Origin of the sequence: Nocardia sputorum (assembly GCF_027924405.1) — a bacterium.
Classification (GTDB): domain Bacteria; phylum Actinomycetota; class Actinomycetes; order Mycobacteriales; family Mycobacteriaceae; genus Nocardia; species Nocardia sputorum.
The window spans coordinates 698,730-712,227 of sequence record NZ_AP026978.1; the positions used below are offsets into that span (position 1 = coordinate 698,730).

General features: G+C 69.8%; 12 protein-coding genes. 5 read left to right on the plus strand and 7 right to left on the minus strand.

The genetic code is table 11. The annotated features are described in order from the left end of the window. Window positions 1-58 precede the first annotated feature (58 nt). On the minus strand, window positions 59-1,645 hold the full coding sequence (gene metG / locus QMG86_RS03040) for a methionine--tRNA ligase (RefSeq protein WP_281877546.1): 1,587 nt from the start codon (window positions 1,643-1,645) through the stop codon (window positions 59-61). Between the two features lie 59 nt (window positions 1,646-1,704). Between metG and QMG86_RS03045 the strand changes: the two genes are divergently transcribed. From QMG86_RS03045 to rsmA, 3 genes are all read left to right on the plus strand, one after another. Beyond that, window positions 1,705-2,532, plus strand: a complete 828-nt coding sequence (locus tag QMG86_RS03045) for a TatD family hydrolase (protein WP_281877547.1) — start codon at window positions 1,705-1,707, stop codon at window positions 2,530-2,532. A 197-nt stretch (window positions 2,533-2,729) separates the two neighbouring features. After that, window positions 2,730-3,857 carry a resuscitation-promoting factor gene (locus QMG86_RS03050; protein ID WP_281877549.1) on the plus strand — a complete coding sequence of 376 codons (1,128 nt, stop codon included), beginning with the start codon at window positions 2,730-2,732 and terminating at the stop codon, window positions 3,855-3,857. Window positions 3,858-3,903: 46 nt separating this feature from the next. Next, on the plus strand, window positions 3,904-4,785 hold the full coding sequence (gene rsmA / locus QMG86_RS03055) for a 16S rRNA (adenine(1518)-N(6)/adenine(1519)-N(6))-dimethyltransferase RsmA (protein ID WP_281877550.1): 882 nt from the start codon (window positions 3,904-3,906) through the stop codon (window positions 4,783-4,785). A 60-nt stretch (window positions 4,786-4,845) separates the two neighbouring features. Here rsmA and QMG86_RS03060 read toward each other — a convergent pair whose 3' ends face one another. Both QMG86_RS03060 and QMG86_RS03065 read right to left on the minus strand, forming a co-directional pair. After that, window positions 4,846-5,052 carry a copper ion binding protein gene (locus QMG86_RS03060; protein WP_281877552.1) on the minus strand — a complete coding sequence of 69 codons (207 nt, stop codon included), beginning with the start codon at window positions 5,050-5,052 and terminating at the stop codon, window positions 4,846-4,848. A gap of 219 nt (window positions 5,053-5,271) precedes the next feature. After that, window positions 5,272-7,074: an ABC-F family ATP-binding cassette domain-containing protein gene (locus tag QMG86_RS03065; protein WP_281877554.1), complete on the minus strand. Its 1,803-nt coding sequence runs from the start codon at window positions 7,072-7,074 to the stop codon at window positions 5,272-5,274. A 268-nt stretch (window positions 7,075-7,342) separates the two neighbouring features. Between QMG86_RS03065 and QMG86_RS03070 the strand changes: the two genes are divergently transcribed. After that, complete coding sequence (locus QMG86_RS03070) at window positions 7,343-8,191, plus strand: LLM class flavin-dependent oxidoreductase (RefSeq protein ID WP_281877555.1); 849 nt, start codon at window positions 7,343-7,345, stop codon at window positions 8,189-8,191. Between the two features lie 691 nt (window positions 8,192-8,882). Here QMG86_RS03070 and QMG86_RS03075 read toward each other — a convergent pair. Beyond that, a complete protein-coding gene (locus QMG86_RS03075; RefSeq protein WP_281877556.1) occupies window positions 8,883-9,818 on the minus strand; it encodes a 4-(cytidine 5'-diphospho)-2-C-methyl-D-erythritol kinase in 936 nt (311 codons plus the stop codon). 88 nt (window positions 9,819-9,906) lie between these two features. Further along, window positions 9,907-10,659 carry an SDR family oxidoreductase gene (locus QMG86_RS03080; protein WP_281877557.1) on the minus strand — a complete coding sequence of 251 codons (753 nt, stop codon included), beginning with the start codon at window positions 10,657-10,659 and terminating at the stop codon, window positions 9,907-9,909. Window positions 10,660-10,737: 78 nt separating this feature from the next. Between QMG86_RS03080 and QMG86_RS03085 the strand changes: the two genes are divergently transcribed. Beyond that, window positions 10,738-11,331 carry a TetR/AcrR family transcriptional regulator gene (locus QMG86_RS03085; protein ID WP_281877559.1) on the plus strand — a complete coding sequence of 198 codons (594 nt, stop codon included), beginning with the start codon at window positions 10,738-10,740 and terminating at the stop codon, window positions 11,329-11,331. Here the strand turns inward: QMG86_RS03085 and QMG86_RS03090 are convergent. Beyond that, window positions 11,328-12,221: an Abi-alpha family protein gene (locus QMG86_RS03090; RefSeq protein WP_281877560.1), complete on the minus strand. Its 894-nt coding sequence runs from the start codon at window positions 12,219-12,221 to the stop codon at window positions 11,328-11,330. The two genes, QMG86_RS03085 and QMG86_RS03090, sit on opposite strands and share 4 nt — an antisense overlap. Beyond that, complete coding sequence (locus tag QMG86_RS03095) at window positions 12,212-13,486, minus strand: DUF445 domain-containing protein (RefSeq protein WP_281877561.1); 1,275 nt, start codon at window positions 13,484-13,486, stop codon at window positions 12,212-12,214. The genes QMG86_RS03090 and QMG86_RS03095 overlap by 10 nt, the downstream gene beginning before the upstream one ends. Window positions 13,487-13,498 lie beyond the last annotated feature (12 nt).

Genomic DNA, 13,498 nt, shown 5'->3' on the forward strand with positions numbered 1-13,498 from the left:
GGCGAAAGTGTTGTGCGCCTTGCTGTTCCGGCCCGCCGCGGGACGGGCCGGAACCGGGTCAGTCCTTCGGCTCGACGTACTTGGGGAACACCGGTTCCGGTGCGGGCAGCGCCGCCCCGGGTTCGATCGGCGTCGCGATGTCGGCGAACGTCCGGTTCTGCTGGCCCAGCTGGTCGAGGATGCGGCTCGCCGATCCCGGCAGCACCGGCTGCACCAGGATCGCGACGATGCGCAGCACTTCCAGCGTCACGTACAGCACGGTGGCCTCGCGGGCCAGATCCTCCGGCGTGCCGGACTTCGCCAGCGCCCACGGCGCCTGCGCGGAGAAGTACCGGTTCGTCTCGCCGAGGGTCAGCCAGATCGCCTCCAGCGCCAGATGCATCTGCTGCGCGTCGAATTCGGCGCGGCAGCGCTCCAGCAGGCCGCCCGCCAGATCCAGCAAGGCGCGGTCGTCGGCGGTGAACTCGCCGGGCGTCGGCACCACGCCGCCGCAGTCCCTGGCCACCAGCTTGGTGCTGCGCTGCACCAGATTGCCGAACTCGTTGGCCAGGTCGCTGTTGATCCGGCTCACGATGGCGTCGTGGCTGTAGCTGCCGTCCTGACCGTAGGAGATCTCGCGCAGCAGGAAGAAGCGCACCGCGTCCAAGCCGTAGCTCTCGACCAGCTCCAGCGGGTCGACCACGTTGCCGACCGACTTGGACATCTTCTCGCCCTTGTTGTACAGGAAGCCGTGCACGAACACGCGTTTCGGCAGCTCCACGCCGGCCGACATGAGGAACGCGGGCCAGTACACGGTGTGGAACCGCGTGATGTCCTTGCCGATGATGTGCACGTCGGCGGGCCAGAACTTGCCGAACGCGGCCGACTCGGTGTCCGGGAAGCCGACGCCGGTGATGTAGTTGGTGAGTGCGTCCACCCACACGTACATGACGTGGTCGGGATGACCGGGCACCGGCACGCCCCAGTCGAAGGTGGTGCGCGAGATGGACAGGTCCTTCAGACCCGCCTTGACGTAGCTGACGATCTCGTTGCGCCGGGTGGCGGGCGCGATGAATTCCGGGTGCTCTTCGTAGAGCGCGAGCAGCTTGTCCTGGTAGGCCGACAGCCGGAAGAAGTAGTTCGATTCCTCGGTCCAGGTGACCGGCGTCTTGGACTCGGTGGAGATGCGGGTGCCGTCCTCCAGCACCGTGGTCTCCTCGTCGGTGTAGAACGCCTCGTCCCGCACCGAGTACCAGCCCGAGTAGTTGCCCAGGTAGATGTCTCCGTTGGCCAGCATCCGCTCCCAGATGGCGGCGCAGGCCGCCCGGTGGTCCTCGTCGGTGGTGCGGATGAACCGGTCGAAGGAGATGTCGAGCGTCTTGTCCAGCGCCTCGAACACGTCGGAGTTGCGCGCGGCGAGTTCTTTCACCGGGATGCCCTCGGCGACCGCGGCCTGCTGCATCTTCTGCCCGTGCTCGTCGGTGCCGGTCATGAAGAACACGTCGTAGCCGTCGAGGCGCTTGAAGCGGGCGATGGCGTCGGCCGAGATGTACTCGTAGGCGTGCCCGATGTGCGGCGCGCCGTTCGGATAGGCGATGGCCGTGGTGATGTAGAAGGCGGGGCGGTCAGCTTCGCTCATGGTGTGTCTACTGTAATGCGCGTGCATTCTTTCGCTCGCGTGAATATGCCCCTGGTCGATGCGTTCGCGTCGGGCCGGGGACGCCGATGAGCGCCGCTCGGCCCGCGCCGGAGCTGCCCGAGCCGCTGTCGCCGATCGTGGACGCGCACACCCATCTGGACGCCTGCGGCGCGACCGACGCGGTGTCCACCGCGGCGATCCTGGACCGCGCCGCTTCGGTCGGCGTCGGCCGGGTGGTCACCGTCGCCGACGACCTGGCCGCCGCGCGGTGGGCGGTGCGGGCCGCGCACTGGGACGATCGCGTGTTCGCCGCCGTCGCGCTGCACCCGACCAGGGCGAACGCGCTCGACGACGAGGCGAAGGCGGAGCTGGAGCGCCTGGCCGACGACCCGCGGGTGGTCGCCGTGGGGGAGACCGGTCTCGACTACTACTGGCCGGGCAAGCTGGACGGCTGCGCCGACATCGAGACGCAGATCGAGGGTTTCCGCTGGCACATCGACCTGGCCAAACGGGTCCGCAAGCCGCTGATGATCCACAATCGCGAGGCCGATCACGACCTGCTGACCGTGCTGCTGGACGAGGGCGCGCCGGACCGCGTGATCTTCCACTGCTTCTCCTCCGACACCAACATGGCGCTGTCCTGCGTGGCCGAGGGCTACATCCTGAGTTTCTCCGGGACGGTGAGCTTCAAGAACGCGCACGAGTTGCGGGAGGCGGCCAAGGTGGTGCCCGACGACCAGATCCTGGTCGAGACGGACGCGCCGTATCTGACGCCGCACCCGTTCCGGGGAGCGCCGAACGAGCCGTACTGCCTGCCGTACACCGTGCGAGCGCTCGCCGAGCTGCGCGAGCAGGATCCGGTGGAACTGGCGAAGATCACCACCGACAACGCACGCCGCGTCTACCGGATCTGAGCGGCGCGCCCGCGCACCCGAGGGGCGTCACGGATGCCCGGAATGCATCGGTGTATGCGAAATGTGTCCTATGTCACTTTCGGCGTTCCGTTTCGTGATTTACCTGCGGGGTCGATATTCGATCGTGATATTGAAAAGGCGCTGTTCCGGAGCTTGCTGTTGTCGGCGCCCGACCCCCTCGTTATCGTGCTGTGACCATGTCCCCCTTCACGCGGATCAACCAGTCGCGTTCGCCGCTGCTGCACCTCGCGGTCGGCGCGCTGCTGCTGACGCTGATCGTCGGCGCCGGCCTCGCGATCGTGAATCGCAAGACGGTGACCGTGGTCGTGGACGGCGAGAAGCTCTTCCAGACCACCATGTCGCGGGACGTGCGCGGCGTGCTGAAGGCGGCGGGCTTCATCGTGACCGACCGGGACAAGGTGGCTCCCGCGCTGGCCGCGCACATCGGCGACGGCGCGACCATCACCCTCAACCGCGCTCGCGAGGTCGATCTGTCCGTCGACGGCATGACGCAGAAGGTCTGGACCACCGGGGTCACCGCGGGTGAAGCGCTCGAGCAGCTGAGGATCCCGAAAGAGGTGTACGTCTCGCCCGCCCGCGACGAGCGGCTCCCGCTACAGGGCGCCACGCTCATGATCGCGACTCCGCGCATGGTGTCGCTGGTGGACGGCATCGGCAATCCGGTGGACGTGCGCGCCGCCGCGCCCACCGTCGGCAAGTTCCTCGAGGTCGCCGGGATCCCGCTGATCGAGCAGGACTCCGTCGAGCCCGCCGCGTCCACCCCGCTGACGAACGGCCTGCGCGTCACCGTGACGCGCAAGCGAGTCGAACAGCAGACCGAGACGTTGCCGCTGGATCCGCCGGAGAACGTCATCGAAGACCCGACCATGAACATGAGCCGCACGGTGGTGGAGTCCCCCGGCGCTCCCGGGGTGCAGAACGTCACGTTCGCGGTCACCATGGTCAACGGCCAGGAAGTCGACCGTAAGCCGGTCGCTTCGACCGTCACCGTGGCTGCGCAGCCCAAGACCGTCCGCAAGGGTGCCAAGCCGGGCACCGAGGTGCCCCCGGTGCGCGACGGCGCGATCTGGGACGCGCTGGCTCGCTGCGAGTCCACCGGCAACTGGTCGATCAACACCGGCAACGGTTACTACGGCGGCGTGCAGTTCGACCAGGACACCTGGGAGCGGCAGGGCGGGCTGCGGTACGCCCCGCGCGCCGATCTGGCCACCAGGGAAGAACAGATCGCCATCGCCGAGATCACCCGGCAGCGGCAGGGCTGGGGCGCCTGGCCCGCGTGCACCGGCCGGCTCGGCATCAGCTGACCTGCACCGGACCCGGGGGTCGCGGCGCGGTTGATAGATTCTCGAGGTGTCCGAACCTGAAATTTCCGCTCGTGGGAGTGCGGCGCTCCTCGGGCCCGCCGAGGTGCGGGTGCTCGCCGAACGGTTCGGGGTGCGGCCGACCAAGCAACTCGGGCAGAACTTCGTGCACGACGCGAACACGGTGCGGCGGATCGTCGCGGCCGCGGGAGTGGGGCGCGGGGACGTGGTGCTCGAGGTCGGCCCCGGTCTCGGTTCGCTGACCCTCGCGCTGCTGGACGTGGTGGACTCGGTGGTCGCGGTCGAGATCGATCCCGTGCTGGCGCGTCATCTTCCCAAGACTGTCGCCGACCGGGCGCCGGAACTGGCGGCCCGCCTGTCGGTGGTCGAGGCGGACGCGCTGCGCGTCACCGCCGCGGACCTGCCCGCCGCGCCGACGGCGCTGGTGGCCAACCTCCCGTACAACGTGGCGGTGCCGGTGCTGCTGCATCTGCTGGCCGAATTGCCCACCCTCGCGGTCGCTTTGGTGATGGTGCAGGCCGAAGTGGCCGATCGGCTGGCCGCCGAGCCCGGCAACCGCACCTACGGCGTGCCCAGCGTGAAGGCGGGTTTCTTCGGGACGGTCCGGCGTGCCGGAGCGGTGGGCACCCAGGTGTTCTGGCCGGTGCCGCGAGTCGAGTCGGGTCTGGTGCGGATCGATCGCTTCGCCGAGCCGCCGTGGCCGATGGACGCCGAGCATCGCCGCCGCGTCTTCGAAGTCGTCGACGCCGCTTTCGCGCAGCGCCGCAAGACCCTGCGCGCCGCGCTGGCCGCCTGGGCTGGTTCGCCCGCTGAAGCGGAGCGTCGTCTGGTCGCCGCGGGCATCGCCCCTACGGCTCGCGGTGAAACCCTCGACACCGCGGCCTTCGTCCGGTTGGCCGCTCAGGCGTAGCGCGTCGCGAAACAATGGCTCCCCGCGCCGGACTGCCGGTGCGAGGAGCCACGCGGCGGGTCAGACGGCGACTTCGTAGCCCGCTTCGTCCACGGCGGCGACGACGTCGGCGTCGGCGATCGGCGCGGTGCTGTCGACGCGCACCGCGCCGCTGGCGAGGTCCACATCCACGCTGGTCACGCCGTCGATCTTGCCGATCTCGGTCTTGACGGAGCTGACGCAGTGCCCGCAGGTCATCCCCGTGACGGTGTAGGTGGTGGTGGGCATGTCCGACTCCTTCGCATCCAAATTCTCATACGGGCGGGGGGTACCCCGACTCCTGAAACATACCCCCAGCGGGTATGGTCATGCAAGGGTGGCGTCGCACTGAGTGTCCCCCGCGGAGTGCGAAATCGACGCGGTCGGCATTCTCGCGGGCGAACACCGCGGACAGCACCCTCGGCTGATCGGCTCGACCGAGTCGGCCGGGCGCGGTCCGGCCGGGGACTACACACCCTCGGCAAGTTCCAGCCAGCGCTCTTCGGCCGTCTCCTTCTCCGCCAGCACTTGCTTGAGTTCCGCGCCCAGGGTGACCAGTTTGTCCGGCTCGGTGGCCGCGTCGGTCAGCGCGGAGTGCAGACGCTGTTCGCGTTCGGACAGTTTGTCGATGGCGCGTTCCAGCCGGGTCAGCTCCTTGCGGGCCGCGCGGTAGGCGGCCGAGTCGGTGGCGGGCGCGTCGGCGGGTTTGGTCTCCGGCGTGGCGGCGCGGGTCCGGCTCGCCGCGAGGGCCGCGCGCTTGGCGAGGTACTCCTCGATGCCCCCGGGCAAGTTCGTCAGCTTGCCGTCGCCGAACAGCGCCCAGGTGGAGTCGCAGATCCGCTCGATGAGGTACCGGTCGTGGCTGATCACCACCAGGGTGCCCGCCCAGTTGTCGAGCAGGTCCTCCAACTGTTGCAGGGTGTCGATGTCCAGGTCGTTGGTCGGCTCGTCGAGCAGCAGCACGTTCGGTTCGGACATCAGGATGCGGGTCAGTTGCAGGCGCCGCCGCTCGCCGCCGGACAGGTCGCCGACCGGCGTGCGCTGGCGGGCGGGGCTGAACCCGAGCCGCTCGGCCAGCTGGCCCGCCGAGATCTCCTTGTCGCCCAGCATGATTCGCTGTGCGATCTGCTGCACCGCCTCCAGCACGCGCAGGTCGGTCGGCAGGTCGTCGAGTTCCTGGCGCAGCCAGCCGATCTGCACGGTCTGGCCTTGGACGCGCTTGCCCGCGGCCAAGGTCGTGTCGCTGTCGCCTGCCAGGGCGCGCAGCAGCGTCGTCTTGCCCGAGCCGTTGACGCCGACCAGGCCGACACGCTCGCCCGGCGCCAGCCGCCAGGTCAGGTCCCGCACCAGCTCCCGGCCATCCGGCGTGGTGAGCGTGGCGTCCTCCAACTCCACGACGACGCGACCGAGGCGCTTGCGCGCGAAGGCCGCCAGCGAGACGCTGTCGCGCGGCGGCGGCACGTCGGCGATCAGGGCTTCGGCGGCCTCGACCCGATAGCGCGGCTTCGAGGTGCGCGCCTGCGGGCCGCGCCGCAACCAGGCCAGTTCCTTGCGGGCCAGGTTGCGCCGCCGGGCCTCGGAGGCGTCCGCCTGGCGGGCGCGCTCGGCGCGGGCGAAGATCCAGTCGCCGTAGCCGCCCTCGTAGCTCTCGACCTTGCCGCCGACCACTTCCCAGGTGCTGGTGGCCACGGTGTCGAGGAACCAGCGGTCGTGGGTCACCACGACCAATGCGCTGCGTCGGCCGAGCAGATGCGCGGCCAGCCATTGCACGCCCTCCACGTCCAAGTGGTTGGTCGGCTCGTCGAGCACCAGCAGGTCCAGTTCGCGCACCAGCGCGGCGGCGAGCGCGACCCGGCGCCGCTCACCGCCGGACAGATTGTCCACCCGGGTGTCCATGCCGAGATCGGCGATGCCGATGCCTTCCATCACCGAGCGGATGCGCGGGTCGGCGGCCCATTCGTGTTCGGCGACCTCGTCGGTCATGGCGTCGTCGGCCAGCCCGGCCAGCACCACCGAACCGACCGTCGCGCCCGCGGGCAGTAGGCCGCGCTGGGTGACCACGGCCATGCGCAGGCCACCGAGCCGGCTGACCCGGCCGCTGTCGGGTTCCTCGATGCCGGTGAGCACCTCGAGCAGGGTGGTCTTGCCGCCGCCGTTGAGGCCTACGACTCCGATCCGTTCGCCCGCGTGCACGCCGAGCGAGACGTTGTCCAGCAGCGGCTTGATCCCGAAGCTCTTGTGGACCTGTTCGAGGTTGATCAGGTTGGACATGGATCCTTCCGTGTCTTGCGCGGGCGGGCCGATGATCGCCCCGGGCCAGCGTACCGACCTGCGCCGGTCGCCCGTCGGCCCGGCGAAGGGCGGCGCGCTTGCGTGACGAACGATGTTCGTTTAGATTGAGCGCGAACGAACAGTGTTCGTTCAGTGCAACCGAATCGGCGCTCCCCAGAAGTACAGCCGCAGAGTGGGACGCCCGCCTCGGATCGAGGCGTCGGCGGGCGGCACCCATTCCCTTTCGCTCTACCTCTGGAGGATTGCCATGCATGTCGGCCTCGGCCTGCCCATTTCCGATCCCGCCGCGTTGCTCGACTGGGCCCGGCGCGCCGACGCGGGCCCGTTCCGCACCCTCGGCCTGCTCGACCGGCTGGTCTACGACAACCCTGAACCGTTGATCGCGCTGGCCACGCTCGCCGGCGCGACCAGCCGTGTCCAGGTGCAGACCGAAGTGCTGCTCGCGCCGCTGCGCGACCCGGTGCTGCTCGCCAAGCAGGTTGCCACCCTGGACCGGATGTCCGGCGGGCGCCTGGTGCTCGGTCTCGGCGTCGGCGGTCGCGCCGACGACCACCGAGCGTCGGGCACCGAGCTGCGCACGCGCGGCCGCCGCATGGACGAGCAGCTCGCGCTCATGCGCCGCCTGTGGGCGGGCGGGCCGTACGACGCGGAGTGCGGACCCATCGGCCCCGCGCCGCTGCGCCCGGAAGGGCCCGAGATCCTGTTCGGCGGCTTCCAGCCCGCCGCGCTCGACCGTATCGGGCGGTGGGGCGGCGGATTCCTCGCCGCCGTTCCGCCCTCCTGGGCGGGCAAACTCTTCGATACCGCGCGCCGTTCCTGGACCGACCACGGCCGAGCGGGTGAACCGAGGATCGTCGCCCAGGTCAACGTCGCCCTCGGTCCCAATCACGTGATCGAGGACGCCCGCGCGTCGATGGGCGCCTACTACGGGTTCAGCGACTACACCGAGGGCATCCTCGCGGGCCTGCTCACCACGCCCGCGCAGATCCGCACCACCATCGCCGAATTCGGCGACCTCGGCGCGGACGAAGTGATGTTCTATTGCTACGGGCGCGATGCCGACCAGGTCGATCGCCTCGCCGACGCGCTGCCCTGAGCGGCGCGGTGCACGAGTCCCGGAGAACCGGGCGGTCAGCGGAATCCGGTCGCTCCCGGGACCGGTCGCGTATTCCGGTGGTAGCGGCAACGTGCGCATTCGCGCGTTCGTCCCGGTGCCACGCGAACCGGACGCACCTGCCGCTGTGCAGCGTTCGCCCCGTCGCCGTTCGGCGGGATCACCGCGCGGTAGCCACAATCGTGGTCGACTGGGGTGTTTCGACCTTCCCGGCCGCGCCGCACGCCTCGCCCCCGACCGCGGTGTCGGCGACCGCCCGTTTTTGTGTGGGTCGAGCGGTGATCGTCGCTTCTCTGATGAGTCGACGCTGGGCATACGCGGGCACGGGATCGTCGGCTGTTCATGTCCGGCGGCGGGCGCGAGTTCGCCCGCCGCCGTGCCCGGCGTCGGCCTTGTGCGACGGTCGGTGCTAGCCCGACGGTCGGGCTGAGGATGCGCATGCGGCGGGGGTTCGCCAGCCGTCCGCTCGCTGCGGTGGATGGCTGCGCTCGGTGGATGGGGTGTCTGCGACTTGGCCCGGGCTACCGGGGATATGGGGCCGGTCAGTGCTCGCCCGACGGTCGGGCTGAGGATGCGTCTGCGCCGGGGTTCGCCAGCCATCCGCACGCGGCGGTGGACGCCCGAGCCTGGCGGATGCGGTGGCTCGTTCCGGGTCTCGGCGGTATGCGGCCGGTTAGTGCTTGCTCGACGGGTCGGCGCTGAGGATGCGCGCACCCGGCACGGGTCCGCTGGCCGTCCGCACGCTGCGGCAGACGCCGGCGCCGGCGAGTTCGGCGGCCACCGAGATCGCCGATTCCTCGCTCTCGCACAGGAACGCGCAGGTGGGACCGGAGCCGGACACCAGCCCGGCCAGCGCGCCCGCGGTCACGCCCGCGCGCAACGTGCGGCGCAGCTCCGGTTTCAGCGACACCGCGGCCGCCTGGAGATCGTTGCCGAGCAGGGGCGCGAGCTGCCGCGGGTCGCCCGAGGCCAGAGCTTGCATCAGCTCTTGCGGCTCGCCGAGCCGGGGCGGTTCGCCGTGCTCGCGCAACCGGTCCAGCTCGGCGAACACCGCGGGGGTGGACAGGCCGCCCTTGGCGAAGGCGAGCACCCAGTGAAAGGTGTTGCGCGACAGCACCGGCAGCAGGCGCTCGCCGCGGCCGGTGCCCAGCGCGGTGCCGCCGTGCAGGGCGAACGGCACGTCGCTGCCGAGTTCGGCCGCCACCGCCCCCAGTTCATCCCTGGACAACCCCAGGTCCCACAGCTCGTTCAGGCCGACCAGCGCGGCGGCGGCGTCGGCGCTGCCGCCCGCCATGCCCCCGGCCACGGGAATGCCTTTGGCGATGGCGATTTCCACCAGGGGAGCGCGGCCGCCGAGGTGCGCGAGCCGTACGGCCGCCTTCCAGACCAGGTTCGTCCGGTCGGTCGGCACTTCCGCGGCGCCCTCTCCGGTGACCCGGACGGTCAGCGAACCCGACGGCGAGATCTCCAGATCGTCGCTCAGGGACAGTGCTTGGAACACCGTGGTCAGGTCGTGGTAGCCGTCGGCACGCAGGTCGCCCACTCCGAGATGGAGGTTCACCTTCGACGGCGCCCGCACGGTGACGGGACTAGGCACAACTGACAGCACGGTGCTCAAGCCTAATGGGAGCGGCCGGGCGACGCCGGTCCGTAGCTCGCACCGAGGCGGGCAGCCGAAGGCCCGGCTTCCCGGCGCGTCAGAGCAGTGCGCCGCCGGTGGCATCGATCCACTGGCCGGTCACCCACCGCGCCTCGTCGGAGGCGAGGAACCCGACTACATCGGCCACGTCGGCGGGCTGGCCCACGCGATGCAGCGGGGACATCGCCGCCACCGCCGCCTGGGTCTCGGCGTCGCGCAGCCAGTGGGCGTTCATGTCGGTGTCGATGATGCCGGGCGCCACCGCGTTCACGGTGATGCCGCGTGCGCCGACCTCCTTGGCGAGCACGCTGGTGAAGCTGTCGATCGCGGCCTTGGTCATGGTGTAGGCGATCAGTTGGGGCATGTGCGCGCCGTGCGTGAGGCCGGTGGAGATGTTGACGATCCGGCCGCCCGTACGCAACCGGTCCAGCCCGAGGCGGGTGATGAAGAAGGGCGCCTTGGCGTTGATCGCGAAGACCCGGTCGAACGCCGCCTCGTCGGTCCCGGCGATGGGCTCCCGGATGACGTCGGCGCCCGCGTTGTTCACCAGGATGTCCAATCCGTCGGCGTGCGCGTCGAACGCCGCCCACAGCGCCTGCGCGTCACCCGGCACGCCCAGTTCGGCCCGGATGGCGAACGCCGCGCCGCCCGCCGCCTCGATCGCGGCCACGGTCGCCTTCGCCGCCTGCTCGTCGGCGTTGTAGTGGACCGCCACGCGTGCGCCGTCGCGCCCGAGTCGTTCGGCGATCGCCCGGCCGATGCCCCTGCTGCTCCCGGTCACCAGTGCCGTCTTGCCCGTCAGTGCGCCCATCGCGAAATCCTTTTCTCTAGCGGTCGCTACAGAAAGCACGGTAGCACATTGTCTAGTGATCGCTATAGAATTCTCCGCATGAGTACGCCGACGCGGGGACGGCCGCGCTCCTTCGACCGGGACGCGGCGCTGGAACAGGCCATGCGGCTGTTCTGGACGCGCGGGTACGAGGCGACATCGATCGGCGACCTGACCGCGGCCATGGGGATCGGCGCGCCGAGCCTGTACGCGGCGTTCGGCGACAAGAAGACGCTGTTCGCCGAAGTCGTCGCCACCTTCGGCGCGCGCTACGGCGGATTCGTCGCGCGGGCACTCGCCGAGGAGGACACCGCACGGGCGGCGGTCCGGCGCATCCTGCGCGAGGCGGCCAGGGAGTACACCCGGCCGGGCTGCCCGCACGGGTGCCTGGTGATCAGCGCGGGCGTCAACACCACCAGCGCCGAGGTCGCCGAACTCCTGCGCGACATGCGCAACCGGAACATCGACACGTTCGCCGCGCGCATCCAGGCCGACATCGACGCGGGCCTCCTGCCCGACCACCTGGACGCGCGCACGCTGGCCCGCTACGTCGGCACGGTGATGCAAGGCATGTCCCAGGCAGCGCGCGACGGCGCGAGCCGGGCCGAACTCGATGGGGTGGCCGAACTCGCGCTGCGCGGCTGGGGAGCCTAGTGGCCGGAGGCCCGGCCGTCCTGCACCACCACCGGCAGGCAGATGCGCACGAAGTCCGCGCCGAAATCGGTGAGCACCACACTGCGGTAGATCACCTTGGTGCCGAAGCCGGAGCGCTTCAGCATCTCCCGCACCGGTGACTGCGCCTCCAGCAGCTGGTATCGGTTCGGGTTGCCGACCGGCTCACGCGCGTGCTCGATCAAACCCAGTCTGCGCAGGTTGGTCAGGTACTGCTGGATCCGGTTCGGAAAGCGCAATCCGGCGTGCTCGCCGATCAGCGTGAGCATCGAGCCGAGGCGCTCGGAGCCGAGCGCGCGCGGGCGGCCGGTGCGGATGTCGATCGAGGGCTGCGGCCCATCCAGGTGCAGGAAACGCAGGATGCGCGCCTCGTCCGGGGTGAGTTCGGCGAGCATGCCAGCGAAGGCCGGGTGGTTGTCGTCCTCGCCGTGCGGGCTGGCCGACAACCGCAGCAGCGCGGCGCCCTGCTCACGCAGCGTGGGCACGGCTTCCTGCGCGGGCGGCTGTGCGGCGGCGGGCAGGCCGAGCGCTTTGCGCATCGCGTCGCGGACCTCGGATTCCGCCTCGGCCAGGACTTCTCGCGGCGGCGCTCCCTCGATGCTGCGGCGCACCACGGTGGAGGTGACGCCGACCGCGGTGCCGACGCCCCACGACGTCACCCCGGTGACGGCGGTCCACGCGACCCGTGCGACGCCCGTCGCGGCACGCACGGTGGCCACGGGAACCGTTACCCGTCTGGATAACTCGTCGGGATGAGTGAGCTCCGATGCCGGCCGCCGGGCGATCTCCTGCGATGGCGCGGCGTTCGCCGCCGTCGCGTCGAGGTGCTCGACGGCCTCGATATCGCCGTCGTCCGGACCCGCTACAGCCATGATGTCGCCACTCCCGTTCCGAAGATCAGGATATGAGCGTATCCGGCGAACAGCCCCAGCACGCCGCCATGGACGAAAAGAAGCCATTCATCTTGCTTGATGGCCGCGCGGAGCATGTCGACGAAGTCCGGCGGCGACAACATCGCCATCTGCCTGGCGATGTACTCGTTGATCTGCCTGCCCTGGCGGACGTTGAACTCCGGGTCGGCGAACGCGATCGGCGCGATGGCCATGGCTTCGCTGGTGAACGTCGATTGCAGCGAGTCGTATTCGCGGCTGCCGAGCATGAACTTGACCGCGGGACGCGCGGGGCCGAGGGCGCGGTCGGCGGCCGGGCGCAGCGTGTCCTCCAGCATCTGCATGGTGCGATCCGAGCGGGGGCCGTTGAGCAACTCGTCACCGATATTCGCCACCGTGATCACCTGGCTGGAAACCAATTCCGCGTATCCGTCGGTGATTTCGGACTTGCGTTTGATCAGCAGGCCCTGCCGCCACGGAACCCACCACTTCGGATATGCGGGCGCGAAGATCATATTGATGCCGATCCAGTTGACCACCCATCCGATGATCACGCCGCCGATCGGCAGCACCACCAGGCTGGACCAGCCGGTCAGATGCAGGACGACGACCAGCAGCACGCCCATCGGCGCGCCGAAGTAGAAACCGAAGTTCTGCATGAATCGCAGTTCCTTCGCGCCGAGCACCTGGAACAGGGTGTTGAGCAGATGCGGCCGGGCCTGGAAGTAGCGGATCACCATCTGCTTCACATCGAGCAGCTGATCGATATTCGCGCCCAATTCCTCGGTCAGCTCGCGCAGGATCTCCGGCAGCTGCTGGCGCACCCGCGCGTGCACCATGTCGCGCACCTGGGCGGGCAGGTTGTACCAGAGCTGCGGATGCTCGCGGCGCAGGATGTCCTCGACGATGTCCTTGATCTGCGCGTCGGCGATGCTCGCGAGGTGCTCGGCCAGCTTGTCCGGCTCGAGTTCCCGGTAGAAGTCGGCCACGCTGCCGAGTTTGGCCAGGCCCTTGTCGACCGCGATGCTGGCCATCTTGTCCGCACGCGAGGGAACGATGCCCTGCCAGCCGAACCGGCCGTCGTAACTGAGCAACGGGAGGACTTGAATTCGCTTGGGAAGGAAGGGATACAGCGCGCGCAGGCCGGGAACTCGGACGCCGTGGAAGGCGACCGGCTTGAACAGCATGAGCACGCCGGTCCAGTTGGTGATGTAGCCGATCACCCCGGTGAAAAGCGGTATCGTCACGAGCTCGAGGAG

Bases quoted from the DNA above. Each gene is read 5' to 3' on its own strand.
- metG (WP_281877546.1), bottom strand. From the start codon at position 1,645: ATGCACGCGCATTACAGTAGACACACCATGAGCGAAGCTGACCGCCCC.
- QMG86_RS03045 (WP_281877547.1), top strand. From the start codon at position 1,705: ATGAGCGCCGCTCGGCCCGCGCCGGAGCTGCCCGAGCCGCTGTCGCCG.
- QMG86_RS03050 (WP_281877549.1), top strand. From the start codon at position 2,730: ATGTCCCCCTTCACGCGGATCAACCAGTCGCGTTCGCCGCTGCTGCAC.
- QMG86_RS03060 (WP_281877552.1), bottom strand. From the start codon at position 5,052: ATGCCCACCACCACCTACACCGTCACGGGGATGACCTGCGGGCACTGC.
- QMG86_RS03065 (WP_281877554.1), bottom strand. From the start codon at position 7,074: ATGTCCAACCTGATCAACCTCGAACAGGTCCACAAGAGCTTCGGGATC.
- QMG86_RS03070 (WP_281877555.1), top strand. From the start codon at position 7,343: ATGCATGTCGGCCTCGGCCTGCCCATTTCCGATCCCGCCGCGTTGCTC.
- QMG86_RS03080 (WP_281877557.1), bottom strand. From the start codon at position 10,659: ATGGGCGCACTGACGGGCAAGACGGCACTGGTGACCGGGAGCAGCAGG.
- QMG86_RS03085 (WP_281877559.1), top strand. From the start codon at position 10,738: ATGAGTACGCCGACGCGGGGACGGCCGCGCTCCTTCGACCGGGACGCG.
- QMG86_RS03090 (WP_281877560.1), bottom strand. From the start codon at position 12,221: ATGGCTGTAGCGGGTCCGGACGACGGCGATATCGAGGCCGTCGAGCAC.